General features: G+C 67.4%; 25 protein-coding genes (1 of these 25 only partly in view). 16 read left to right on the top strand and 9 right to left on the bottom strand.

The window, feature by feature from the left end:
• Window positions 1-12: 12 nt before the first annotated feature.
• The 9 genes from TVD_RS12030 (at window position 13) to TVD_RS11990 (ending at window position 8808) form a co-directional block, all read left to right on the top strand.
• A complete protein-coding gene (locus TVD_RS12030; protein ID WP_019562805.1) occupies window positions 13-1236 on the top strand; it encodes an argininosuccinate synthase in 1224 nt (407 codons plus the stop codon).
• A 70-nt stretch (window positions 1237-1306) separates the two neighbouring features.
• A complete protein-coding gene (locus TVD_RS12025) occupies window positions 1307-3262 on the top strand; it encodes a diguanylate cyclase (protein ID WP_047251693.1) in 1956 nt (651 codons plus the stop codon).
• 42 nt (window positions 3263-3304) lie between these two features.
• The gene (locus TVD_RS12020; RefSeq protein WP_047251692.1) at window positions 3305-4093 is read left to right on the top strand and encodes an MlaA family lipoprotein; all 789 of its coding nucleotides are present in this window, start codon (window positions 3305-3307) and stop codon (window positions 4091-4093) included.
• On the top strand, window positions 4090-4614 hold the full coding sequence (locus tag TVD_RS12015; RefSeq protein WP_018951626.1) for a hypothetical protein: 525 nt from the start codon (window positions 4090-4092) through the stop codon (window positions 4612-4614). The genes TVD_RS12020 and TVD_RS12015 overlap by 4 nt, the downstream gene beginning before the upstream one ends.
• Window positions 4611-6008, top strand: coding sequence for a UDP-N-acetylmuramate:L-alanyl-gamma-D-glutamyl-meso-diaminopimelate ligase (mpl, locus tag TVD_RS12010; RefSeq protein WP_047251691.1), 1398 nt, complete (start codon window positions 4611-4613; stop codon window positions 6006-6008). Before TVD_RS12015 ends, mpl begins: the two co-directional genes overlap by 4 nt.
• Window positions 6005-6640 carry a flavin prenyltransferase UbiX gene (locus TVD_RS12005; RefSeq protein ID WP_047251690.1) on the top strand — a complete coding sequence of 212 codons (636 nt, stop codon included), beginning with the start codon at window positions 6005-6007 and terminating at the stop codon, window positions 6638-6640. Before mpl ends, TVD_RS12005 begins: the two co-directional genes overlap by 4 nt.
• Window positions 6637-7239 (top strand): LON peptidase substrate-binding domain-containing protein, encoded by a 603-nt coding sequence (locus tag TVD_RS12000; protein ID WP_019567639.1) that lies wholly within the window; start codon window positions 6637-6639, stop codon window positions 7237-7239. Before TVD_RS12005 ends, TVD_RS12000 begins: the two co-directional genes overlap by 4 nt.
• A gap of 56 nt (window positions 7240-7295) precedes the next feature.
• Window positions 7296-7682: a thioredoxin gene (trxA, locus tag TVD_RS11995; protein ID WP_018145279.1), complete on the top strand. Its 387-nt coding sequence runs from the start codon at window positions 7296-7298 to the stop codon at window positions 7680-7682.
• A gap of 184 nt (window positions 7683-7866) precedes the next feature.
• A complete protein-coding gene (locus TVD_RS11990) occupies window positions 7867-8808 on the top strand; it encodes an AEC family transporter (RefSeq protein ID WP_047251689.1) in 942 nt (313 codons plus the stop codon).
• Window positions 8809-9022: 214 nt separating this feature from the next.
• On the opposite strand, the gene TVD_RS14975 is transcribed toward TVD_RS11990, so the two are convergent.
• The 5 genes from TVD_RS14975 to thiD all read right to left on the bottom strand — a co-directional run bounded on the left by TVD_RS14975 (window position 9023) and on the right by thiD (window position 13330).
• Window positions 9023-9229 (bottom strand): hypothetical protein, encoded by a 207-nt coding sequence (locus TVD_RS14975; RefSeq protein ID WP_082119125.1) that lies wholly within the window; start codon window positions 9227-9229, stop codon window positions 9023-9025.
• Between the two features lie 403 nt (window positions 9230-9632).
• Window positions 9633-10451 carry a sulfite exporter TauE/SafE family protein gene (locus TVD_RS11985; RefSeq protein WP_047251688.1) on the bottom strand — a complete coding sequence of 273 codons (819 nt, stop codon included), beginning with the start codon at window positions 10449-10451 and terminating at the stop codon, window positions 9633-9635.
• Window positions 10452-10542: 91 nt separating this feature from the next.
• Window positions 10543-11820 (bottom strand): glutamate-1-semialdehyde 2,1-aminomutase, encoded by a 1278-nt coding sequence (gene hemL / locus TVD_RS11980; RefSeq protein WP_047251687.1) that lies wholly within the window; start codon window positions 11818-11820, stop codon window positions 10543-10545.
• Between the two features lie 87 nt (window positions 11821-11907).
• Window positions 11908-12552, bottom strand: coding sequence for a thiamine phosphate synthase (gene thiE / locus TVD_RS11975; protein ID WP_047251686.1), 645 nt, complete (start codon window positions 12550-12552; stop codon window positions 11908-11910).
• Window positions 12542-13330, bottom strand: coding sequence for a bifunctional hydroxymethylpyrimidine kinase/phosphomethylpyrimidine kinase (gene thiD / locus TVD_RS11970; protein ID WP_018169057.1), 789 nt, complete (start codon window positions 13328-13330; stop codon window positions 12542-12544). The genes thiE and thiD overlap by 11 nt, the downstream gene beginning before the upstream one ends.
• A gap of 83 nt (window positions 13331-13413) precedes the next feature.
• On the opposite strand from thiD, the gene TVD_RS11965 reads away from it, so the two are divergent.
• Entirely contained in the window at window positions 13414-13860 is a 447-nt protein-coding gene (locus tag TVD_RS11965) for a hypothetical protein (protein WP_018175878.1), read from the top strand.
• 295 nt (window positions 13861-14155) lie between these two features.
• On the opposite strand, the gene TVD_RS11960 is transcribed toward TVD_RS11965, so the two are convergent.
• A complete protein-coding gene (locus TVD_RS11960; RefSeq protein ID WP_018937267.1) occupies window positions 14156-14821 on the bottom strand; it encodes a histidinol-phosphatase in 666 nt (221 codons plus the stop codon).
• A 164-nt stretch (window positions 14822-14985) separates the two neighbouring features.
• Between TVD_RS11960 and TVD_RS11955 the strand changes: the two genes are divergently transcribed.
• Window positions 14986-15546, top strand: coding sequence for an RNA pyrophosphohydrolase (locus tag TVD_RS11955; RefSeq protein ID WP_018169060.1), 561 nt, complete (start codon window positions 14986-14988; stop codon window positions 15544-15546).
• Between the two features lie 20 nt (window positions 15547-15566).
• Window positions 15567-17834: a phosphoenolpyruvate--protein phosphotransferase gene (ptsP, locus tag TVD_RS11950; RefSeq protein WP_018145288.1), complete on the top strand. Its 2268-nt coding sequence runs from the start codon at window positions 15567-15569 to the stop codon at window positions 17832-17834.
• 37 nt (window positions 17835-17871) lie between these two features.
• On the opposite strand, the gene TVD_RS11945 is transcribed toward ptsP, so the two are convergent.
• Complete coding sequence (locus TVD_RS11945) at window positions 17872-18384, bottom strand: CopD family protein (RefSeq protein WP_018169061.1); 513 nt, start codon at window positions 18382-18384, stop codon at window positions 17872-17874.
• Between the two features lie 46 nt (window positions 18385-18430).
• A complete protein-coding gene (locus tag TVD_RS11940) occupies window positions 18431-18946 on the bottom strand; it encodes a peroxiredoxin family protein (RefSeq protein WP_047251685.1) in 516 nt (171 codons plus the stop codon).
• Between the two features lie 96 nt (window positions 18947-19042).
• On the opposite strand from TVD_RS11940, the gene argC reads away from it, so the two are divergent.
• The 4 genes from argC (at window position 19043) to erpA (ending at window position 21748) form a co-directional block, all read left to right on the top strand.
• Window positions 19043-20098, top strand: a complete 1056-nt coding sequence (gene argC, locus TVD_RS11935; protein ID WP_047251975.1) for an N-acetyl-gamma-glutamyl-phosphate reductase — start codon at window positions 19043-19045, stop codon at window positions 20096-20098.
• 124 nt (window positions 20099-20222) lie between these two features.
• Window positions 20223-20885 (top strand): DUF6776 family protein, encoded by a 663-nt coding sequence (locus TVD_RS11930; protein ID WP_047251684.1) that lies wholly within the window; start codon window positions 20223-20225, stop codon window positions 20883-20885.
• The gene (locus TVD_RS11925; RefSeq protein ID WP_047251683.1) at window positions 20882-21316 is read left to right on the top strand and encodes a bactofilin family protein; all 435 of its coding nucleotides are present in this window, start codon (window positions 20882-20884) and stop codon (window positions 21314-21316) included. The genes TVD_RS11930 and TVD_RS11925 overlap by 4 nt, the downstream gene beginning before the upstream one ends.
• 57 nt (window positions 21317-21373) lie before the next feature.
• Complete coding sequence (gene erpA / locus TVD_RS11920; RefSeq protein WP_018145294.1) at window positions 21374-21748, top strand: iron-sulfur cluster insertion protein ErpA; 375 nt, start codon at window positions 21374-21376, stop codon at window positions 21746-21748.
• 90 nt (window positions 21749-21838) lie between these two features.
• Here erpA and TVD_RS11915 read toward each other — a convergent pair whose 3' ends face one another.
• Window positions 21839-22956, bottom strand: partial view of an anhydro-N-acetylmuramic acid kinase gene (locus tag TVD_RS11915; protein WP_019567645.1) — the 3' portion only. 19 nt of this gene lie beyond the right edge of the window; 1118 of the gene's 1137 nt are visible here — the last part of the coding sequence; its start codon lies off the right edge, out of view; it ends in the stop codon at window positions 21839-21841.

Below are 22956 nucleotides of genomic sequence, written 5' to 3'. Positions count from 1 at the left end.
ATAGAAATTCTTATGAGCTCCTCGATCAAGCGCGTCGTCCTTGCATACTCCGGCGGTCTGGATACCTCGGTCATCCTCAAATGGCTGGAGGATCAGTACGGCTGCGAGGTCATCACCTTCACCGCCGATCTGGGCCAGGGCGAGGAGGTCGAGCCGGCCCGCGCCAAGGCCGAGGCCCTGGGGGTGAAGCAGATCTACATCGAGGACCTGCGCGAGATCTTCGTGCGCGATTACGTGTTCCCGATGTTCCGCGCCAACACGATCTACGAGGGCGAGTACCTGCTGGGTACCTCCATCGCGCGCCCGCTGATCGCACGCCGCCTGGTCGAGATCGCCGAGGAGACCGGAGCCGACGCGATCGCCCACGGCGCCACCGGCAAGGGCAACGACCAGGTGCGTTTCGAGCTGGGCGCCTATGCGCTGAAGCCGGGCATCAAGGTGATCGCCCCCTGGCGCGAATGGGACCTGAACTCGCGCGAGCGCCTGATGGCCTACGCCGAGCAGCACAACATCCCGGTGGACTACAAGAAGCAGGGCACCAAGTCGCCGTATTCGATGGATGCCAACCTGCTGCACATCTCCTACGAAGGTGGCCCGCTGGAGGACCCGTGGACCGAGGCCGAGGAAGACATGTGGCGCTGGTCGGTCTCCCCGGAGGCCGCGCCGGACGAATCCGAGACCCTGACCATCGGCTTCGAGAAGGGCGATCCGGTCTCGATCAACGGCGAGCGCCTGAGCGCGGCGGAGTTGCTCGCGAAGCTCAACGAGCGCGGCGGGGCCCACGGTGTCGGCCGCCTGGATATCGTCGAAAACCGCTATGTCGGCATGAAGTCGCGCGGCTGCTACGAGACCCCGGGTGGCACGATCCTCTTGCGTGCCCGCCGGGCGCTGGAATCCATCACCCTGGACCGCGAGGCCGCGCACCTGAAGGACGAGCTGATGCCGCGCTACGCCAGCATCATCTACAACGGCTACTGGTGGAGCCCGGAGCGGCGCATGCTGCAGGCCGCGATTGACGACACCCAGGGCGTGGTCAACGGCGAGGTGCGCCTGCGCTTGTACAAGGGCAACGTGATCGTCGCGGGGCGTCGTTCCGAGGACACCCTGTTCGACGATGCCATCGCCACTTTCGAGGATGACGCCGGCGCCTACGACCAGAAGGACGCCGAGGGCTTCATCCGCCTGAACGCACTGCGCCTGCGTATCGCCGCCAGCCGCAACCGCAAGCCGACATGACATGAGCGGGGCGGGCCGCCAGCGCTCCTCATTGAAGGTTGCCCCGCTCCGGCGCCCGGGAAACGCGTGGATGTCTGGTGGCCTGGCGGTGTTCCTGGTGGGTTTTCTGTTGCTGTATCCCTCGGCGCCCTTGTTCGCGGAGGAAACGGCGGCGGTGGACGAGCAGCGCCTGGTCTTCGGGGTGCTCGCCCACCGCGGCGACGATGTGGCACGCCAACGCTGGACGCCATTCGTCGAGTACCTGTCAGAGCAGATCGACGGGGCCCGTTTCGTGCTGGAGCCGGTGGACAACGACGGGTTGCAGGCGGCGGTAGCAGACCAGCGCTTCGATCTGATCCTGACCAACAGCGGTTCCTACGTGATGTTGGAGCAGCAGCACGGGATATCGCGCATCGCGACCATGCAGCCGCGTCAGGTGGGCCGTGACGAGGACCGGTTCGGGGCCGTCGTGATCGCCCGCGCCGATCGGGATGACCTGGTGGAGCTGGACGATCTGCGGGGGCAGCGCTTGTCCGCGGTGCATCCTGATGCCTTTGGGGGCTGGTGGATGACCTGGCGCGAATTGCAGGCGGCCGGGCTGGACGTCGAGAGTGATCTGGCGTCGGTGGTATTTACCGGCTTTCCGGTCGGCCGCGGCCTCGACTGGGTGCTGCAGGGGGAGGTCGATGCCGCGACCTTCCGGACCGGCATCCTGGAGGACCTGGAGGCACGTGGCGATCCACGGGTGGAGCAGGTCCGGGTGGTCGGCGAGCGCGCCTTCCCATCGTTCACTTACCGCGCCAGTACCCGTTTGTACCCCGAGTGGCCGCTGGCGATGCGTGGTGACCTGGATACCGGGCTGGCGCATGCCATCCTGCTGGCGACCCTGTCGCTGGATGCGGAACATCCGGCAAGTCAGGCGGCCGGCATCGGCGGCTGGGCAGCACCCCGGTCCTACGAGGACGTGCACGGGCTGATGTACGAACTGGGAGTTGGCCTGTATGCGCCGCAGCCCTTCGATATCCTGGTCTGGCTGCGTGACAACATCCTGTGGCTGGTCTCGGCGCTGGCAGTGGTCGCGCTGCTGGCGCTGCTGTATGTCTCGCGGGTCCACACCCGGGTGCGTCGCTCCGGGCGCAACCTCGAGCGCAGCATGGACGCGATCCCGGATGCGGTGATCACCCTGGATGCACGTGGCGGGATCTCCTACGTGAACCCTGCGGCCCGCGAGCTGGCGGGCCTGACCCGGGATCAGGTTCTGGGTTGTTCCCTGGATCAACTGCTCGACTTGCGCGAACTGGGTACCGGCCGCCCCCTGCTGCCGGCGGATGCCCGGGGCGAAGCGCTGAACCAGGCCCTCGGCGAGCGTTCGGATGCCCGCCTGGTCCGGCGTGACGGTCACGAATTGATCGTGCGTATCGCCCGTACCGCGCTTGACCCGGTAGCCGGTAGTTCCGTGCGGACCCTGCTGGTGCTGACGGATGTCTCCGAGGAACGCAGGCTGGTGGATCGGCTGGTGCACGAGGCGAGCCACGATGGCCTCACCGGCTTGTTGAACCGGCGCGCCTTCGAGCGCGAGCTGGAGATTGCCATGCATGCCGCCCGCGACAACCGTGCGGTGGCCAGCCTGCTGCTGGTGGACCTCGACTACTTCAAGGACGTGAACGACCGCCATGGCCATCGGGTCGGCGACGAACTGCTGCGCCAGGTTGCTCATGTGCTGCGCCAGCTGACCCGGGGTCACGATGCCGTGGCCCGGATTGGGGGTGACGAGTTCGCCGTGATCGCGCGCGATACGAACGCGGAGTATGGGCGTATCCTTGGTCAGCGGATCTGCTCGGCCCTTGCCGACCGGCCGTTGCAGGTGGAGGCCCGGGACGTCACCATTGGCGCCTCAGTGGGCGTGGTCGAGCTGGGACCGGACGTGCCGGGGGTGGACGAGGCCTTTGTCGCCGCGGATCGCGCCTGTTATCAAGCCAAGGATCAGGGCCGCGGTCAGGTCGGGGTTGCCCGCAAGGCGGACATCTACCCGATCACTGGGGCCTGAGCGTAACCGGCTCGGCGCCGGATCGAAAAATTAAGGAATCACATGTCTGTTGTCTCCTGTTTGCGCCCGGCCCTGCTGGCCCTGATGTTTCTTGGTCTGGCGGGTTGCGCGACGGTGCCCAGCGAGGACCGCCACCCCGATGATCCCTGGGAGTCCTACAACCGGGCGGTGTTCGAGATCAATCAGGACTTCGACGAGTCGCTGCTGCGCCCGGCCGCCGTGCAGTACCAGCGCCTGCCGCAACCGGTGCAGACCGGGGTGGGCAACTTCTTTTCCAACCTCAATGACTTCACGGTCCTGTTCAACAACCTGTTGCAGGGCAACCTGGAAAACGCCGCCTCGGATACCGGGCGAATCATGTTCAATTCGACCTTCGGGCTGTTCGGGCTGATCGACGTCGCCTCGCCCATGGGGCTGGACAAGAACAACGAGGACTTCGGCCAGACACTGGGCGCCTGGGGCGTGGCGCGAGGCCCCTACCTCCAGCTGCCCTTCCTCGGACCGAGCACGGCACGGGATGCCCCGGCGCGGCTGGTGGATGGATACACCAGCCCGCTCTATCACACTAACCTGCGCGACGATCACACCGGGTGGTGGATCGGCCTGATCGCACTGGACGTGGTCGACATGCGCGCCGGCTTGATCCCGACCGAACGTATGCTGGCGCAACTGTCCGACGACCCCTACATCGCGATGCGCCAGGGTTACCTGCAGCGCCGGGACTTCCTGGTGCGGGGCGGCAGGCCGGATGGCGAGGCCGATGCCATGCTGGACGAACTGGATGAGCTCGAGGCGCTGGAGGCCATGGAGGCCGAGGAGAGCGAACGTTGAACGGCCTTGCCGCGATGCTGAACATCCTGCGCCTGCACGCCGGGCCGCAGGACCTGCCGGCGGATAACGGCACGCTGGTCTTCTGGGTCGGCATCGCCCTGATCGCCGGCATGGTGATCGGGATCCCGCTGTACGGCTTCGGCCAGGCGCTGGCACTGAACGTGATGGACCTGGTGGTCCTGTATGCCTTTGTCGCCATCCTGCTGAACATGCAGGGCGTAGCGGATCGCTGGCGCCAGACCTTCACCGCGATGGCGGGGACCGGCGCGGTCCTGGGCTTGTTGATGGCGTTGCTGATGGTGCTGGCGGGCGGACCCGATCCGGCGCGCGAGCCGGAGGAGGTCGCCACCGGGGTCGTGTTCGGGATGCTGGTGCTCCTGGCCTGGTTGCTGCTCGTCTTTGGTCACATCCTGCAGCAGGCGCTGGGGTTGGGTTCGCGTCTGGTGGGAATGCTGATCGCGCTTGGTTATATAGTGGTCTCCAGCGTGGCCACCCAGACCGCGATCGGGCTGTTCCAGTGACCGGCGGGCAGCTCCACGTCCTCGGGATTGGCGGGACCTTCATGGGCGGGCTGGCCCAGTTGGCGCGCGCGCAGGGGTATGCGGTCACGGGTTCCGACCAGAAGCTGTACCCGCCCATGAGCGATCAGCTGGAAAAGGCCGGGATTGCCTACCATGAGGGCTACGACCCCGATACGCTGCCCGACGCGGGGCCCGTCGTGGTCGGTAATGTAATGCGCCGCGGCATGCCCGTCGTCGAGGCCCTGCTGGATCGCGGGCTGGACTACACCTCGGGCCCGCAGTGGCTGGCCGAACACATCCTTCGTGATCGCTGGGTGCTGGCGGTAGCCGGTACCCATGGCAAGACCACGACCGCCAGCATGCTCGCCTGGATTCTTGAATACGCGGGGCTGAGCCCCGGCTTTCTGATCGGCGGGGTCCCCGGCAATTTCGGGGTCAGTGCGCGCCTGGGGGATGCCCCGTTTTTCGTGATCGAGGCCGACGAATACGACAGCGCGTTCTTCGACAAGCGCGCCAAGTTCGTCCATTACCGCCCGCGCACCCTGGTCCTGAATAATCTCGAATTCGACCACGCCGACATCTACCCCGACCTGTCCGCGATCGAGCGCCAGTTCCATCACCTGGTGCGTACGGTGCCGGGGCAGGGGCGTATCCTGATGCCGGCCGGTGATGCCGCACTGGAGAGGGTGCTGGAGATGGGGTGCTGGACGCCGGTGGAGCGCCTCGCGACCGACCCTGAAGGCGACACTGGAAATGCGACCCCCGCGCTGGCCGCGCGCGCCCTGAACCCCGAGGCCTCGGTCTTCGAGGTGCTGGCCGATGGCGTGGCACAGGGGCGGGTGGAATGGTCGCTGACCGGGCGTCACAACCTGGCGAATGCCCTGGCGGCCCTGGCCGCCGCTCGGCATGCCGGCGTTCCGCTGGCTACGGGCCTGGCCGCCATGCCGGCGTTTCGCGGCGTTCGTCGGCGTCAGGAGCTGCGCGCCGAGATCGACGGCATCCGGGTGATCGACGACTTCGCCCACCACCCCACGGCGATCCGCCTGACCCTCGAAGGGCTGCGCGGACAGGTGGCGCCGGGTGGGCGTCTGGTGGCGATCCTCGAGCCGCGTTCCAACACGATGCGCATGGGGGTGCACGCCGAGGCCCTGGGTACGGCGCTTGCGCAGGCCGACGCAGTGCATCTGTACCATGCCCCGGAGATCGACTGGTCCACCGAGGGCCTGCAACAGCAACTCGGCGAGCACTTGTCCGTGGCGCGCGATATCGAATCCCTGCTGCAGGGGATTCTTGCCACCGTTCGATCCGGCGATACGCTGGTGATCATGAGCAACGGAGGCTTCGACGGGTTGCACCTGCGCCTGATTGACGCCCTGCAGGGGACGCCCGCATGACCGAACGCCCGCGCAGCATCTCTCTGGCCCTGACCGGCGCCTCCGGTGCGCCGTATGGTTTGCGCCTGTTGCAGTGCCTGGTCGAGTCCGGCGTCCAGGTGCACCTGATGCTGTCGAAGCCGGCGCAGGTCGTCCTCGGGCTGGAAACGGACCTGAATTTGCCCGGCCGCCCGGCGGAGATTGCGCGCTACTTCGCCGACCGCTATCAGGCGGCCCCCGATCAGATCCACTGTTACGGGCCCGAGCAATGGACCGCCCCGGTCGCCAGCGGCTCGGCCGTGCCGGAGGCCATGGTGGTCTGCCCCTGCACCACCGCCACCGTGTCGGCCATTGCGACCGGTGCCTCGCGCGGGCTGATCGAGCGCGCCGCCGACGTGGTGCTCAAGGAACGCCGCAAGCTCCTGCTGGTGGTGCGCGAGACGCCGTTCTCCGAGATCCACCTGGAGAACATGCTGCGTCTGGCGCGCATGGGCGCGGTGGTGATGCCGGCGAATCCGGCCTTCTATCACCGTCCGCAGTCCATCGATGACCTGATCGACTTCATGGTGGCGCGGGTGCTGGATCACCTCGACGTCGAGCACGCCCTGGTGCCGCGCTGGGGCGCGGCCCCGGAGCCGGGAGAGAATGCATGACCACGCTGCCGCTGTTTCCGCTGAACACGGTGCTGTTCCCCGAGGGGTTGCTGCCGCTGCGGATCTTCGAGACCCGCTATCTGGACATGGTGCGGCGCTGCCTGCGCAGCGATGGTCGCTTCGTCATCGTGGCGACCGAACCGGAACGCGAATCCGGTGAACTCCCGTCCGAGACGGATCCCTCCGCGGGTTTCTACAGTGTCGGCACCGAGGCGATCATTGTGGACTGGGACCAGCGTCCCGACGGGTTGCTGGGGATCCTGGTCAAGGGCGAGGGCCGGCGGGTCATCCACAATGCCCGGCACGCCGATGACGGCCTGTGGCTGGGTGATGTGGAGCCCTTGCCGGAGTATCCCGAGGTGAGCCTGCCGGTCGACTATGCCTCGTTGGCCGACCTGCTGGAGCGCTTGCTGGACCAGCTGGGTACGCCCTGGTCGCACCTGGAACGGCGCTTCGACGACTCGACCTGGGTTGCCGCGCGGCTGACCGAACTGCTCCCGATCGACCTCGAAATCAAGCAGCAATTGCTGGAGGCCGACGACCCGATCGAGCGTCTGGAACGCCTGCGAGCGGCCATGCTCGCAGCATCGAAATCCTGAAAGCCGGCGTCGAGGCTGGTAAGGTTCCGGTACATTTTTAACCGGAGCCCGCCATCATGGCCGTTCAGGAACTCACGCAGGACACCTTCGAATCCACTATTACCGGGAATGACATCGTCATCATGGACTTCTGGGCCCCCTGGTGCGGGCCGTGCCAGCAGTTCGCCCCGACCTTCGAGGAGGCCTCCGGCAAGCACTCCGACGTGGTCTTTGCCAAGGTGAATACCGACGAGGAGCAGGCCATCGCCGGCGCCTTCCAGATCCGTTCCATCCCGACCCTGATGATCTTCCGCGAGCAGATCATCGTGTTCTCCCAGCCGGGCGTGCTGTCCGCCGGTCAGCTGGACGAGGTGCTGGGCAAGGTGCGCGAGCTGGATATGGAGCAGGTGCGCGCCGACGTCGAGCGCCAGCAGCAGGAACAGGAGCAGGCCGGGGGCGCGTAAGCCGGCTCTGACAACGGTTTCCCGCGGGCCCAGCCCGCGAGATCGAACCCGGCCGGGGGCGTCGCCCCGCCGGGTTTTTTTGTGTGGGGCGCGTGCCAGGATCGTAGAATGACCGCAAACCCCTGTGCCATGCGCGAAAGGATGCCGTCACCATGCCCCAGCTCCCCGAGGCCGGACGCCTGCCATGTTGAGCGTGATGACCCAGATGGGGGCGCTGATCGTCGCGGGCGTGGTCTGGCGCGCCCTGCAGCCGGGTGGTCTGGATGCGGATACGACGCGCCGGGTCCTTACGACCCTGGTCTACTACCTGTTGCTTCCGGCGCTGGTCCTGCAGGTGCTGTGGGTGGCCCCGCTGGGCCTCGACTCCCTGCGTATCGCCCTGGTGGCGGGCCTCACGGTTCTGGCGATGGTCGGGGTCACATTGCTGGCCTGTCGCGTCTGCATGGCGGAGCGTGCGGCGATCGGCGCGATGCTGCTGGCGGCTGCCTGGCCCAATGCCACCTATCTCGGTCTCCCGGTGCTCGACAGCCTGTTCGGCGAGCCTGGCCGCGCGGTGGCGATCCAGTACGACCTCTTTGCCTGCCTCCCGCTGGTACTGACACTGGGCGTGCTGCTGGCGCGGCGCTACGGCGATCCCGAGGCGGTACGCCTGTACGGTGGCGGGAGTCCACTGCGCGGGCTGGCGGCGGTGCCGTCGATCTGGGCGGCGGTGGTGGGTGTGGCGCTGAATCTCGCCGGGGTCCCATTGCTCGACTGGCTGGACGTCTTTCTCGGCTTCCTGGCGGACAGCGTGGCCCCACTGATGCTGTTCTCGCTGGGCCTGGCGCTCGTATTCAATCGCTTTCGTGGACGCGATGCCCGGCCTCTGGCGGTAGTGGCCATTGTGCAACTGATCCTGGCGCCGGTCTTTGCACTGGGGCTGGTGTTGTGGACTGGCCTCGAGGGTGTGCCCGGTGTCGGCTCGGTGCTGGAGGCGGCGATGCCGGCGATGGTCCTGGGACTGGTGTTCTGCGATCGCTTCCGCCTGGACACCGGCCTCTACGCGGCCGCGGTCACGCTGACCACGGCGCTGTCGTTGGTCACCCTGCCCCTGTGGTTCGCCCTCGCCACCCGCCTCATCGCCTGACCCTCAACGCAGTGGGTGGCTGGCCCTGGTTCGTCCTCCGGTGTTTACGTGCCTTCGTCCGGCCGCCTGCCAGGCGCTGTCTCGCCAGCGCGCCGCGAGGCACTTTCTTGCTTGCCCAAGAAAGTGCCCAAAGAAGGGCACCCGGATTCCGCCCGGGAACCTTGCTCCAGGGCCCTCGGGCCGGCGGCGCTGAACTCGCTACGCTGCGCTTCGCTCAGACATCCAGCGCCTTTTCCCGGCCCGAGAACCCTTCCGCAAGGGGCTCCATACGGGAGGGGGAGGTCAAAACCGAACGTATCCCCACGCTTCTGCCTAACCATAGGCATCGCCGCCCGAACACCCCCGGCGCCCGCTTCGCGGGCGCGGCACGCCATGGCCGAAGGCCGAGCGTGCCGAAGATGCTCGAAGACCTAGCCATCATCCACTGGCAAGAACGCTGGGATCGCCGTTGTTTGGACCTTCCTCCCCGTTGTCGTCGCGCCGAGTGGAGAGGCTTTTCGCGGGAGAAAAGGCGCTGGATGTCTGAGCGGAGCCGCAGGCGTAGCGAGTTCAGCGCCGCCCGCGAAAAGCCTCGGAGCGAGGGAAACCCCGGCCCGCGCAGCGGGCCGGGGTCGCGGCAGTCGGGCGTGTTTCTTGGGTACTTCTTTGCACGAGCAAAGAAGTACCTCGCGGTGCGCTCGCGAGAGAGCGCGTGGCAGGCGGCCGGACGAAGGCACGTAAACACCAGATGATGAACCGGGACCAGCCACAATCAGGCAGGCGGTGGGCCGAAGGCACCGTAAACACGGGTGACGAATGAAGACCTGTCTGGGCCTGGGCGAGTGCTAGCGGATGAGCATGAGGAGTCCGGCGAGGATCAGGATGCCGGCGAAGCCGCGGCGGAGGTGGGCGACCGGCAGGTGATGGGTCAGCCATACGCCACCGCGTACGCTGATGGATGTGCCGATGACGACGCCGAGGATGGCCGGCAGGTAGAGATAGCCGAGGGCCCATTCCGGCGCCTGGTAGGCCGGGTCGGTCCATTGCGGCAGGGCGAACACCAGGCTGGCACCGACGGAGATCGGCACGCCCAGCGCCGCCGCCGAGCCGATCGCACGGCGCAGCTCCAGCCCCTGACTGACCAGGAACGGCGTGGTCAGCGTGCCGCCGCCGATGCCGATCAGCGAGGAGATCGCACCGATCAATGCCCCGCCGCCCAGCCAGACGCTGCGCCGGGGTACCGGGGCCTCCGGTGGCTGGATGTTCAGGAGCATCCAGATGCCGATCGCCACCTCGAAGGCGCCGAAGATACGCCCCAGGTGGTCGGAGTCGATGCGCGTGGCCAGCCAGGCGCCGATCAGTGCGCCGACGATGATGCCCGGCAGGAGACGGCGTACCGCCGCGCCGTCCACGCCGCCGCGGCGGTGGTGGGCGCGCGCCGACAGGATCGCCGTGGGGATGATCGCGCCCAGCGAGGAGCCGACCGCGAGCTGCACCAGGCTGGCCGAGTCGAAGGCCAGCAGACTGAATACGGCGACGAACACTGGCACCAGGATCAGCCCGCCGCCGATGCCGAACATGCCAGCCGGGATGCCCGCGACCAGGCCCAGCGCCACAAACAGGAGCCCCAGCGCCAGCGGTGACTGGATCAGTGTCTCGGTCATTCGTGCGTAGTGGCGAGTAGCGGGTCAGGGCGCAGCGGACCGGCGGACCGCGGGGGTCGCCGGTTCACTGCGCAGGAGAGGGAGGGCGCGCTCAGAGCGCCTTGAAGGACTTGCGGGCGGCCTCGATGGTCGCGTCGATGTCGGCGTCCGAATGGGCGTTGGACATGAAGCCGGCCTCGAAGGCGCTGGGGGCCAGGTAGACCCCCTCGCCCAGCATCGCGTGGAAGAAGCGGCCGAAGGCGGCGGTATCGCAGGCCGTGGCGCCGGCGAAGTCGGTGACCTTCTGCTCCGAAAAGAACAGGCCGAACATGCCCGGCACCTGGTTGGTGGTCACGGCCACGCCGGCCTCGCGCGCGGCATCCTCGAAGCCCGCGACGACCTTCTTCGTGCGCGTCTCCAGCTCGTCGTGGAAGCCCGGGCGCGAAAGGATCTCCAGGGTCTTCAGCCCGGCGGTCATCGCGATCGGGTTCCCCGACAGGGTGCCGGCCTGGTAGACCGGGCCCAGCGGCGAGAGGCGTTCCATGATGGCGTGCTTGCCGCCGAAGGCCCCGACCGGCATGCCGCCGCCGATGATCTTGCCCAGCGTGGTCAGGTCCGGGGTCACACCCAGGTAGCCCTGGGCGCAGTTCTTCGACACCCGGAAACCGGTCATCACCTCGTCGAAGATCAGCACCGCGCCGTGCTGGTCGCAGACCTCGCGCAGGGTCTCCAGGAACCCGGGCTCGGGCGGGATGCAGTTCATGTTGCCCGCGATGGGCTCGACGATGATGCAGGCGACCTCGTCACCCTTCTCGGCAAAGAACGCGCGCACGCCGTCCGGGTCGTTGTAGGTCAGGGTGCTGGTCAGCGCGGCCAGTTCCTTGGGCACGCCCGGGGAGCTCGGCTGGCCGAGGGTCAGGGCGCCGGAACCGGCCTTCACCAGCAGCGAGTCGCCGTGGCCGTGGTAGTTGCCCTCGAACTTCACGATGCGATCGCGGCCGGTATAGCCCCGCGCCAGGCGGATCGCGCTCATGGTCGCCTCGGAGCCCGAGTTGGTCATGCGCACCATATCCATCGACGGCACCAGCTCGCAGACCTTCGAGGCCATGTCGTTCTCCAGCCGCGTGGGGCAGCCGAAGGACAGGCCGTTGATGCAGGCCTCGCGCACCGCCTCGATCACCTCGGGGTGGGCGTGGCCGGCCACCATCGGGCCCCAGGAGCCGATGTAGTCGATATAGCGCTGGCCGTCGGCGTCCCACATGTAGGCGCCGTTGGCGCGGTCCATGAAGATCGGGGTCCCGCCGACGCCCTTGAAGGCGCGCACGGGGGAATTCACGCCGCCGGGGATGTGCTGCTTGGCGGCCTCGAACAGACGCTCGGTTTCCTGCATGACGGTGTCCTGTGATTGTTGGATTCGGGTCGATGAATTCGGGAAGCCCGGCAACCATAGCGACGGCTGCGAGCGGGTGCAAAGGGATCAGTCGAACAGTCCGCTTATCTGACGCGCGGCGGCCTCGGGGTCGGGCGCGGCGCTGATGCCCTGGATCACGGCGAGCAAGTCTGCCCCGGCTGCGACGACCTCGGGGGCGTTCGCCGCCGTGATCCCGCCGATCGCACAGATCGGCAGCTCCAGTGTGGTGCGTGCCTCGCGCAGCAGCTCGAGATCCGCGCGTGCCGCGTCGGGCTTGGTCGGGGAGGGGAACACGGAACCGAAGGCCACATAGCTCGCGCCGGCCAGCTGTGCCGAGCGGGCTCGTTCGAGCTCGTTGTAGCAGGAGACGCCGACCACCGCGCCGGGGCCGAGCCGCGCGCGGGCCGCGACCGGGTCCGGGTCGTCACGCCCGAGGTGCACGCCATCGGCCTCGACGCGCGCGGCCAGCTCGGTGTCGTCGTTGATGATGCACAGCGCGCCGTGCGCATGCGCAAGGGCGACCAGTTCGCGGGCGATTGCCTCGCGTGCGGCGCCTGCGAGGGTCTTGTCGCGGAACTGGATCAGGCGCGCACCGCCACGCAGCGCAGCCTTGGCAGTGGCGAGGTGTGTGGCGCGTGGGCTCGCGTCCTCCGGGACCGCCGGGGTGATGAAATAGAGCCCGCGCAAGCGGGGGGTATGCTCAGTCGCCATGTGGGCACAGCCGGTTGGGGACGTGCTGGCCGTGGCCGGGGGCGTAGCCCCGTGCGACGGCGTCGTTCATGAAGGCCTGGGCCTCGATCACCGCCGGCTCCAGGTCACGGCCGCGCGCCAGGAAGGCGGCGATCGCCGCAGCCAGGGTGCAGCCGGAGCCGTGGAAGCCGGCCGGATGGCGCGGCAGCTCGAAGGCGCGCATGTGCCCGTCCTCGCGGTACAGGCGGTTGATGATGGGGTCCTGATCGCCGCCTTCGTGGCCGCCGGTGACCAGCACGTTGCGCGCGCCCCGTTCGCGCAGCCGTTGGCCCCACTGGGTGGCATCGTCGGTTCGGGCCAGGCGCGCGGCCTCCGGTCCGTTGGGTGTGATCAGGGTGGCGCGTGGCAGCAGGGCCTCGCGGGTCGCGTCCACCACGGCTTCGGTCGCGAGCGCCCCGCCGCCGCCGGCGACCATCACCGGGTCCAGCACCACCGGGATGTGCGGGTGCTCGGCCAGCAGCGCCGCGACCATTTTTACGTTTTCCACTGAGCCCAGCATGCCGATCTTGATTGCGGCGACGGCAAGATCGGCCAGGGTGACCTCGATCTGGGCGCGCAGCTGTTCCGCAGACAGCACGCTGAAGTCCAGCACGTTGCGGGTGTCCTGCACGGTGATCGCGGTCACGGCCGTACCCCCGTGTACGCCGAGGCGGGTAAAGGTGGTCAGATCGGCCTGCAGGCCGGCGCCGCCACCGGGGTCGGAGCCGGCAATGGTCAGCGCGATCGGGGGATGATTCATGAATGGGGGCTCCCGTGCTAAGGTTGCGCGCGCCCCGGCACCCCCGGGGCGTTCTTGTTCCGCATCCCGGGAGTGTACGCAGCATGAGCAGCGAGTTCGAAGTCGAGTCCCTCCGTCCCCTGGTCGCCGCCGCCGAAGCGGGTGGCACGCTGAACGCAGAGGTCGATCAGGCCCTGGCCGCGCTGGAGCAGGAGTTGAACCGGCTCGCCGGCGAGTTGCAGGTGGAATACGTGGGGCCCGCCGTGGGCATGGCAGACATGCAGGCCGAGCATGTCTATCGGCTGGTCATCCGTCAGCACGAGATCGACGTGACCCGCCACGAATGGAGCCTGTGGGTCTGCGATGCGCTGGACAACTGCGACTTCCGGGCAACCTGGCCGGTGACCGGTGCCGCGCGCCTGCGGCGCAAGCAGGTGGTGGCCGTGGTGCCGGAATTGGTTGCCGGCTATCGCGATGCAGTCGCGGCGGCCGGCAAGGCGGATACCCCTGCGGGGCAGCGCCTCGCCCAGATCGCCAGCGTCTTCAGCTGACGCCGTCGCCCAGGGAGACGCTAATCCATTCGCACGTCCGCGCTCGAGTCGAGTTTACTCGCTGACAAGGCGCGGTGAGCGAAGTGTAGCCGAGCTACATGAGCGAGCCGCAACGCCGTCAGCGGGGCCGAATCCAGAAGGCAAAGGCGGCCGAGCCCTCAAGGGGTTGGCGCCCCATTTTCCCCGATCCAGCGTAGCGCCGCTTGACCGTAGAGTGGCTACGGCACTGCGCACCGCGCCTTGTCTCGGGAAAAATGGGGCGCCAACGCGGACGTGCAAATGGATCAGCGGCTCCCTAGCGCAACGAGATGACTGGCCAGCCTTGGTTGTGAGCGTGCGCGGCAAGGGTCGGGTCCGGGTCCACTGCGACGGGGTGCCCCACACGTTCCAGTAGCGGGATGTCGTTGCGCGAGTCGCTGTAGAAACTGGCCTGCGCGATGCTGTCCTCGGGATCCGGATGATCCGCGAGGTACTGGCGCAGGCGTTCGATCTTGCCTTCCTGGAAGCAGGGCACCCCGGTCAGGTCGCCGGTAAATTCTCGGTCCTCGCCTTCCTCCGCCAGGGTCGCGATCAGGTGGTCCACGCCCAGCAGGTCGGCAATCGGCTGGGTGACGAACTGGTTGGTCGCGGTGATGATGACCAGCTCGTCACCGGCCTCGCGGTGTCGGGCCAGCAGGGGCGGGGCGCCGGGGGCGATCATTGGCCGGATCAGCGTGTCGATGAAGCGCTCCCTCCAGGCCTCGAGCTGCGCGCGCGGGTGTTCGGCCAGCGGGCTGAAGGCGAAGCGGCAGAATTCGTGGATGTCGAGGGTGCCCGCCACATACTCCTGGTAGAAGCGGTCATTGGTCTCGGCGTGACAGGTCGGGTGGACGGCGCCCACCTCTGCCAGGAACTCGTTCCAGGCGTGATCGCTGTCGCCGGCGAGCAGGGTGTTGTCGAGGTCGAACAGGGCCAGGGCCATGAGGGTGCTCTCGGGTTGGCTTGGATCGGACGCGAGTGTACCGGCGGGCGTCGTCGGCTGCAGCCACAGGCCCCTTTTGGGGCCGGCACCGGAGGCATGGTAGGGGCTTTGCCGCCGGGGCACCGGCTGTGGAACAATGCCAGTAATAGAGAAGCGTCTGGCTGATGCAAGTGATTGATTGTGACGGGTATCGCGCAAACGTAGGCATCATCCTGTGCAACGCGGAACAGCAGCTGTTCTGGGGCAAGCGGGTCGGGCAGGCGGCCTGGCAGTTTCCCCAGGGGGGCGTGCATGCGGAAGAAACGCCCGAGGAGGCGATGTTTCGCGAGCTGCACGAGGAGACGGGCCTGTTCCCCCGGCACGTCGAGGTGCTGGGCAGTACCCGCCATTGGCTGCGCTACCGCCTGCCGGAGCGCATGGTCCGGCGCCATCAACGCCCGGTCTGCATCGGCCAGAAACAGCGCTGGTTCCTGCTGCGCATGGTCGGAGACGAGAGCGACGTGGTGCTGGATGCGATGGAAACCCCGGAATTCGATGATTGGCGCTGGATCGACTACTGGCGTCCGGCACGCGAGGTCGTGCACTTCAAGCGCCAGGTCTATCGCCGTGCGCTGTGCGAGCTGGTGCCGCTGATGTTCCCGGAACTCGAGCAGGCGCGCGCGCGGCGTTCCGGCCGCCGTGGCCCGGCCCAGCCCCAGCCCCGTTCGCCGGTGTCCTCGCGTTGACGGTCCCGAAGCAGCCCTCGATGCTCGAGGTCCTGCGCCGTGTGGTGCAGGAAGTGAACGGTGCCGCGGATTTCTTCGAAGCGCTGCATATCATCGTTACGCGGGTGAAGGCGGCGCTGGAGATCGATGTCTGTTCGATCTACCTGAAGTCGCCGCAGTCGGGGCGCCTGGTGCTGATGGCCTCGGAGGGTCTGCGCGAGGAGTCCATCGGGCAGGTCGAGATGGACCCGTCGGAGGGTCTGGTGGGTCTGGTCGCCTCGCGGGCCGAGCCAGTCAACCTTGACAGCGCTCAGGACCACCCGCGTTTTCGTTATTTCCCGGAGACCGGCGAGGAACACTTCCTCGCGTTTCTGGGGGTCCCGATCATCCACCAGCGCAGCTTGCTGGGCGTGCTGGTCGTGCAGCAGCACCAGGCGCGCAAGTTCGATGACGAGCATGTCTCCTTCCTGATCACCCTGGCGGCGCAGCTGGCCGGGGCGATCGCCTATGCCGAGTTCAACGACGAGATCTCCTCCGAGACCCCGTTGATCGGGCATGTGAACGTCGAGGCCACCGGCATTGCCGGCTCGCCGGGCGTGGCCATTGGCCGGGCCGTGGTGGCCTACCGCCTGGCGGACATGGACTCCATCCCGGATCGCGAAGGCGCCGGGGTGGATCACGAGCTGGAGCATTTCGGGCAGGCGGTGGCGGAGACCCGCACCGAGATCGAGGACCTGAAGCAGCGCATGGGCGAGGCCCTGGGGCCGGACGAGCAGGTGCTGTTCGATGCCTACCTGATGCTGCTGGGTTCCGACTCTCTGGTGCACAAGACCCAGACGCGCATCCGTAATGGGCAGTGGGCCCCGGCGGCTTTGCGCGACACGGTGCGTGAGAGCGTGCGGGTATTCGAGGACATGGAGGACCCGTACCTGCGCGAGCGGGCGGCGGATGTGCGCGATCTGGGTCGCCGCGTGCTGTCGCACCTGCTGCCGGCCGATCGCAGCCAGGACGAGTTTCCCGATGGCGGCATCCTGGTCGGGGATGACCTGACCGCCTCGCATCTTGCGGAGGTTCCGATCGAGCGGTTGGGGGCCATGGTCTCGGCCAAGGGCACGGGTTCTTCGCACATCGCGATCCTGGCGCGGGCGCTCAATATCCCTGCGGTGATGGGCGTGTCCGAGCTCCCGGTGGGGCGCCTGGAAGGGCGCGAGATCCTGGTTGATGGTTATCGCGGGCGGCTGTTCGTGAACCCCAACGCCGAGCTGCGCGTGGAGTTCGAGCGCCTGGTGCGCGAGGAGCGCGAGCTGGCGGAGGACCTGCGCGCGCTGGCCAAGGACCCGGCCGAGACCCGCGATGGCGTCGCGGTGCCGGTGCTCGCGAACTCGGGTCTTCTGGCGGACATCAAGCCGTCGCTGGAGTCCGGTGCCGAGGGGGTCGGGCTGTACCGTACCGAGGTCCCGTTCATGATCCGCGACCGCTTCCCCGGCGAGGAGGAGCAGGTCCAGCTCTACGAGCAGGTGCTGGCCTCCTTCGACCCCATGCCGGTGACCCTGCGCACCCTGGATATCGGCGGCGACAAGGCCCTGCCATATTTCCCGGTGAAGGAGGACAACCCGTTCCTCGGCTGGCGCGGGATCCGTATCTCGCTGGATCACCCGGAGATCTTCCTGACCCAGCTGCGGGCGATGCTCAAGGCGAGTCGCTCCCACGACAACCTGCAGATCCTGTTCCCGATGATCTCGGCGCTGGACGAGCTGAAGGGCGCGATGACCCTGCTCAACCGGGCGCGCGAAGAGTTGCTGGACGAGGGTTTCCGCATCCCGATGCCGCGCATCGGGGTGATGGTCGAGGTGCCGGCGGCGGTGTACATGTCGGAAATGCTTGCCCGGCGGGTGGACTTCCTGTCCGTGGGCACCAACGACCTGGTCCAGTACCTGCTGGCGGTGGACCGCAACAACGCCCGTGTGGCGCATCTCTACGACACCCTGCACCCGGCCTGCATCCACGCGCTGGAGACGATTACCGACGGTTCGCACCGGGCGGGCAAGCCGGTCAGCGTTTGCGGGGAGATGGCAGCCGACCCGGCCGCGGTGATCCTGCTGCTGGGGATGGGGATCGACAGCCTGAGCGTCAGCGTGTCCTCGATCCCGCGGGTTAAGTGGGTGATCCGCAGTTTCTCCACCGACCGCGCCGAGGCCTTGCTGGCGCAGTGCCGGCTGCTGGAGAACGCCGATCAGATCCGGTCGCTGCTGAACAATGCCCTGGTCCAGGCCGGACTGGGCGGGCTGGTGCGCGCCGGCAAGACCTGACCGCGGCGCTCACCCGTGGCCGGCAGGGGGGCGCAGCTCAGGTGCGGCGTGCCCGCCACAGCGCGATCAGCGCACTCAGGAGGAAGATCCCGAGCACCACGCCGATGGCGATGAGCGCATCCACGATGGAGCGGTTGACCACCAGCACGACCACGCCCACCAGGATCGGGACCGGCACCTCGTTGAACCAGCGATACCAGGTGTGATCACGCCGGTTCAGGTCATCGCGGAAGTCGTGCACGATCTTGCCGCACCAGACGTGATAGGCGACCAGGACGGCAATCAGCGTCAGCTTGAAGTGCATCCACGGCTCGGCCAGATAGAACGAGCGATCCACCAGCATGATCACGCCGAAAAGGATGGTGATTAGCGCGCCGGGGGTCATGATCCCGTAGAACAGTTTGCGCTCCATCACCTTGAAGCGCTCGTGACCGAGGGCGTCCTCGGTCATCGCGTGATAGACGAACAGGCGCGGCAGATAGAACAGCCCGGCGAACCAGGTGACCATGAAGATCACGTGCAGGCTGAGGAACCAGTTATAGGCTTGCATGGAGGTCCTTCTCGGAAGCGGGTGCGGTGTCGCTGCGCGGGGCGGCTCAGGAGAGCCAGCGTTCCAGGTGGCGTTCGATCTGTTCGAAGTCCGGGTCGCCCAGCTTCTGGTAGACGATGCGGCCGTTTGGCGAGATCAGGAAGGTAGTCGGCGTCAGGCGTACCCCGCCATAGGCCTGGGAGAAGGCATCGTCGCTGTCGTGGATGATCTTGTAGGGCATCTCGCGATCCTCGCGCATGGCCTCCACGCGGTTGATCGGGTCGTAGGACAGCGCGACCGCCAGCAGCTCGAAGCCCTTGTCGGCGTAGGTGTCGTGCAGGTGGATCAGTTCCGGGATCTCGCGGATGCAGGACGGGCAGTTGGTTGCCCAGAAGGAGATCATCACCGGCCGGCCCTCGTAGTCTTCCAGGGCTACCGGCTCGCCGTCCAGGGTGGTGGCGGCGAAGGCGGGTGCCGGGCGCATGCCGTCGTCGGTCAACCAGATGGTCGCGGCGACGGCGACCAGCGCGATGATGAAGATGCCTCCGAAGATGGCCTTGCGGTCGATCCTGACTTTGCTCATAGGGGTGTGATCCGTTGATCGAATAGCCTGCATTTGTGGACTGGCCGAAACCGCATGCGTTCCGTGGTCCCGGCCAAGGCGGTATCATGCCGCAGCATGACGAACGCAACCAACAGCAAACCCATCCGCATCGGGGTTGTCGGGGCCACCGGCTACACCGGAGTGGAACTCCTGCGCCTGCTGGCGCGGCATCCCGCGGCCGATCTTCAGGTGGTGACCTCGCGCGGCGAGGCGGGCACGCCCGTGGCGGATTTGTTCCCCAGCCTGCGCGGCGCGGTGGATGCCGTCTTCCAGGCCCCGGACGAGGCGACCCTGGGCGAGTGCGACGTGGTCTTTTTCGCCACCCCGCATGGGGTGGCGCATGGACTGGCTGCGCCGCTGCTTGAGCGGGGCACGCGCATCATCGATCTGTCGGCGGATTTCCGTATCCGTGATCCCGAGTTGTGGGCGCAGTGGTACGGACAGGCGCATGGTGCGCCGCAGTATCTGGACGAGGCCGTGTACGGCCTGCCCGAACTGAACCGGGCGCAGATCCATGATGCGCGGCTGATCGCCGTGCCGGGTTGCTATCCCACGGCGGTGTCGCTGGCGGTTCTGCCTCTGCTGGAGGCCGGTCTGATCGATCCCGCGGACGTGATCGCGGATGCCAAGAGCGGTGTCAGCGGGGCCGGGCGCAAGGCGCAGATCGGCGGGCTTTTCGCCGAGGTGCAGGAAGATTTTCGCGCCTATGCCAGTGGCGGGCATCGGCATTGGCCGGAGATCCACCAGACGCTCAGTGGCGTGGCCGGGCAGTCGGTCGGGCTGATCTTCCAGCCGCATCTGGTGCCGATGACGCGCGGTATTCACGCGACGCTCTATCTGCGCCCGCAGGTGGCGGACGCGGACTGGCAGGCCTGTTTCGAGCAGCGCTATCGCGACGAGCCGTTCGTGGACGTGATGCCGCCGGGGGCCCATCCGCAAACGGCCAGCGTGCGCGGCACCAATCTTTGTCGCATTGCGCTGGCGCAGCCGCCGCACTCCGGACGGCTGATGGTGCTGTCGGTGATCGACAACCTGGTGAAGGGCGCGGCCGGGCAGGCCGTGCAGAACATGAACCTGATGTTCGGCCAGGCCGAGATAGCCGGTCTGGACGGGCTGCCGGTTTTCCCCTGATGTCCTGGCCTGCCACATGACTACGGGTGTCCCGCGTCCACGTCTGCCCCGGATTCCGCGCATTCCCGCGCGGCGGCGCAGCGGGTCGGGACACCGCGGCGGGTGGTGGCGCGCGGGGCTGCTGATGCTGATCCTAGTGTTGGTGGCGGGCGGAGCCTGGCTGGTCGAGAACTGGCGCGAGGACATACGGGACACGGTCGATGCGCAACGCGGTATCGAGGGCCTGCGGGATGACCTGGAGCAGGCGCTCGCCGCGCGCCAGGCTGCCGAGGAGGCGCGCCGCCACGCCGAGCAGCAGCTGGAAATGAAGACCGCGGAGCTCGCGGCCTTCTCCGGCGACATCGAGCGCCAGGAGGCCGAGTTGCTGGAGTTGCGCGAGGAGCTGGCGTTTTATCGGCGGCTTGCGGAGGGCGCGGGTGAAGATGCCCTGGGCATCCGGTCGCTGCAGTTGCAACGCACGGGGCAGTCGGGCGTGTTTGATGTCGTGTTCCAGCTCTACCGCCCGGGGTTGAGTCGTTCGGTGGATTTGCGCTGGGCGCTGGAGGTCGAAGGCTATGCGACCGGGGAAGAGGCGCTGTCCACTTTGGACACCGATGCGCTGGGGCTGGAGAACGATCGCCTGGTCGAGGGGTTTCGGTTGTTGCGCAATCAGCGCGCCCGGATCCAGCTTCCGGAGGGCTTCGAGCCGGTCGGGTTGACGTTGAGGGCGAGCGCAGCGAACGACGAGGATCTTGAACCGGTTTCGGAATGGGCCGACTGGGATCGCCTGCTGGAGAGTACGCAATGATGGGACGCAAACGAGGCCGCCGCGCGCGGAAAGTGGATACCCTGGTGGGGCGCCATACAGTGGTCCACGGGGATATCGAGTTTGGAGGCGGGTTGCATATCGAAGGCCGCGTGATCGGGGATATCCGGGCCGCGACCGATTCGTCGGCCGTTCTGATTGTCGCGGACGGGGGTGTGGTCGAGGGCCATGTCGCGGTTCCGCACCTGCTGATGAACGGCGAGGTGCGTGGCGATGTCCATGTGGGAGAGCACGTGGAGCTTGGCGAGACGGCCCGTCTGGCCGGTAACCTCTACTACACCGTGCTGCAGATGGCAGAGGGCGCGCAGATCGACGGCTTGCTCAAACGGGTGGAGCATCCCCTCGAGGGCGAGCTGGACGGGACGGGCGAGACCCAGGCCCTGGCCAATCCCACGGAAGATGAGCATTCTTGACTCCGGGGCTCAGTCTTCCGTAGCGTGAATGAAAATGATTATTACAGGAGGCCCCGAATGTCCGAGCCCATGACGTCCGAAGCGGAACTGGACATCGAAATGCCCAGCCCGTTGATCTTTACCGATGCCGCGGCCACCAAGGTGAAGGGGCTGATCGAGGAAGAGAACAACGACAACCTCAAGCTGCGCGTATTCGTCAGCGGGGGCGGTTGTTCCGGCTTTCAGTACGGCTTCACCTTCGACGAGACCGTCGGCGATGGCGACACCCTCGTGGAGAATGGTGGGGTGACCCTGCTGATCGACCCGATGAGCTTCCAGTATCTGGCGGGTGCCGAGATCGACTACTCCGAAGGTCTTGAGGGCGCGCAGTTCGTGATCCGCAATCCGAATGCCACCACGACCTGCGGCTGCGGTTCCAGCTTCTCGGTCTAGAGAGACGCTGACAAGCGGTCAAGAAAGGGCCCGATCCGGGGATTCCGGATCGGGCCCTTATTTGTTTCTGGTCGGGGTGAACGGCCCGCGCTAGTGGCCCCCGGGTGCCCGGGGGCCACCGGGGATGATGCACCCAAGTACGCGTGGGCCGCGCGCGCCGGTCACTTCCGGCAGGTTGCCGGGCTCGCCGGCAAGGGTTCGCGCGGCCAGCCAGGCAAAGGCGGCACCCTCCACCTGCTGTGGGGGGACCCCATGGCGTTCGGTGGTCTCCACCAGGGTCGCGGGCAGGGCCTTGGCGAGGCGCTTCATCAGGTGGCGGTTGTGCGCGCCGCCGCCGCACACCAGTAAGCGGGCGGGCGGCTGCATGTGCAGATGCTCCAGCGCGTGCCGCACGCCCTCCACGGTCAGTTCTGCCAGGGTGGCCTGAATGTCCTCGGGCCGGGCTCGGTCCAGGCGGTCGCCAGCCCCGGCACGGAGCCAGGCCGGCGAAAAGTATTCGGGCCCGGTACTCTTTGGCGGAGGGCGCTGGAAGAACGAATCCTGGAGCAGCCGGGTCAGCAGTTCGGGGTCGGGCGTGCCGCTGCGGGCCCAGGCGCCGTCATGATCGAACGGCGTCTGATGGTGACGCCGATTCCAGTCGTCCATCAGCGTATTCGCCGGGCCGCAGTCGAAGCCGATCACCGGCTGACCCGGCTGCAGCCAGGTGATGTTGGCGATGCCGCCTAGATTGAGGACCGCGCGGGTCTCGTCCGTGGATCCGAACTGCGTAGCGTGAAAGCCGCAGGCCAGTGGCGCCCCCTCGCCGCCGGCAGCAATATCGCGCGGCCGGAACTGCGCCACGGTGTCGATGCCGGTGGCCTCTGCGATGCGGAAGGGATCGCCGATCTGCCAGGTGAAGGGCGGATCGGCGTCCGGGGCGTGGTGCACGGTCTGGCCGTGACTGCCGATCGCCCGGATCGCGGTCGGCGCCAGACCGGTCTGGTCCAGCAGGGCTTGCACGGTACGGGCGAACAGCATGCCGAGCCGCGCATCCAGCGCGCCCAGGTGCCGGTAGCGCAGGGTTTCAGTGGTGGCCGCCGTCGCCAGCTCCTGGGCGAGGTCGTCGGGGTACCCCAGCTGGCAGTGATCCACCACGCGTACCGGCCCGGTCTCGCGGATCTCTGTCAGCACGGCGTCCACGCCGTCCCGGCTGGTGCCGGACATCAGCC

Origin of the sequence: Thioalkalivibrio versutus, assembly GCF_001020955.1 — a bacterium.
GTDB classification, from domain to species: domain Bacteria; phylum Pseudomonadota; class Gammaproteobacteria; order Ectothiorhodospirales; family Ectothiorhodospiraceae; genus Thioalkalivibrio; species Thioalkalivibrio versutus.
The sequence above is the reverse complement of the archived record's forward strand: the minus strand, read 5'-3'. Positions and strand labels throughout refer to the sequence as shown.

Coding starts and splice junctions, on each gene's coding strand:
- TVD_RS12030 (WP_019562805.1), top strand. CDS start 13: ATGAGCTCCTCGATCAAGCGCGTCGTCCTTGCATACTCCGGCGGTCTG.
- TVD_RS12025 (WP_047251693.1), top strand. CDS start 1,307: ATGTCTGGTGGCCTGGCGGTGTTCCTGGTGGGTTTTCTGTTGCTGTAT.
- TVD_RS12020 (WP_047251692.1), top strand. CDS start 3,305: ATGTCTGTTGTCTCCTGTTTGCGCCCGGCCCTGCTGGCCCTGATGTTT.
- TVD_RS12005 (WP_047251690.1), top strand. CDS start 6,005: ATGACCGAACGCCCGCGCAGCATCTCTCTGGCCCTGACCGGCGCCTCC.
- TVD_RS12000 (WP_019567639.1), top strand. CDS start 6,637: ATGACCACGCTGCCGCTGTTTCCGCTGAACACGGTGCTGTTCCCCGAG.
- trxA (WP_018145279.1), top strand. CDS start 7,296: ATGGCCGTTCAGGAACTCACGCAGGACACCTTCGAATCCACTATTACC.
- TVD_RS11990 (WP_047251689.1), top strand. CDS start 7,867: ATGTTGAGCGTGATGACCCAGATGGGGGCGCTGATCGTCGCGGGCGTG.
- TVD_RS14975 (WP_082119125.1), bottom strand. CDS start 9,229: ATGATGGCTAGGTCTTCGAGCATCTTCGGCACGCTCGGCCTTCGGCCA.
- TVD_RS11985 (WP_047251688.1), bottom strand. CDS start 10,451: ATGACCGAGACACTGATCCAGTCACCGCTGGCGCTGGGGCTCCTGTTT.
- hemL (WP_047251687.1), bottom strand. CDS start 11,820: ATGCAGGAAACCGAGCGTCTGTTCGAGGCCGCCAAGCAGCACATCCCC.
- thiE (WP_047251686.1), bottom strand. CDS start 12,552: ATGGCGACTGAGCATACCCCCCGCTTGCGCGGGCTCTATTTCATCACC.
- thiD (WP_018169057.1), bottom strand. CDS start 13,330: ATGAATCATCCCCCGATCGCGCTGACCATTGCCGGCTCCGACCCCGGT.
- TVD_RS11965 (WP_018175878.1), top strand. CDS start 13,414: ATGAGCAGCGAGTTCGAAGTCGAGTCCCTCCGTCCCCTGGTCGCCGCC.
- TVD_RS11960 (WP_018937267.1), bottom strand. CDS start 14,821: ATGGCCCTGGCCCTGTTCGACCTCGACAACACCCTGCTCGCCGGCGAC.
- TVD_RS11955 (WP_018169060.1), top strand. CDS start 14,986: ATGCAAGTGATTGATTGTGACGGGTATCGCGCAAACGTAGGCATCATC.
- ptsP (WP_018145288.1), top strand. CDS start 15,567: ATGCTCGAGGTCCTGCGCCGTGTGGTGCAGGAAGTGAACGGTGCCGCG.
- TVD_RS11945 (WP_018169061.1), bottom strand. CDS start 18,384: ATGCAAGCCTATAACTGGTTCCTCAGCCTGCACGTGATCTTCATGGTC.
- TVD_RS11940 (WP_047251685.1), bottom strand. CDS start 18,946: ATGAGCAAAGTCAGGATCGACCGCAAGGCCATCTTCGGAGGCATCTTC.
- argC (WP_047251975.1), top strand. CDS start 19,043: ATGACGAACGCAACCAACAGCAAACCCATCCGCATCGGGGTTGTCGGG.
- TVD_RS11930 (WP_047251684.1), top strand. CDS start 20,223: ATGCTGATCCTAGTGTTGGTGGCGGGCGGAGCCTGGCTGGTCGAGAAC.
- TVD_RS11925 (WP_047251683.1), top strand. CDS start 20,882: ATGATGGGACGCAAACGAGGCCGCCGCGCGCGGAAAGTGGATACCCTG.
- erpA (WP_018145294.1), top strand. CDS start 21,374: ATGTCCGAGCCCATGACGTCCGAAGCGGAACTGGACATCGAAATGCCC.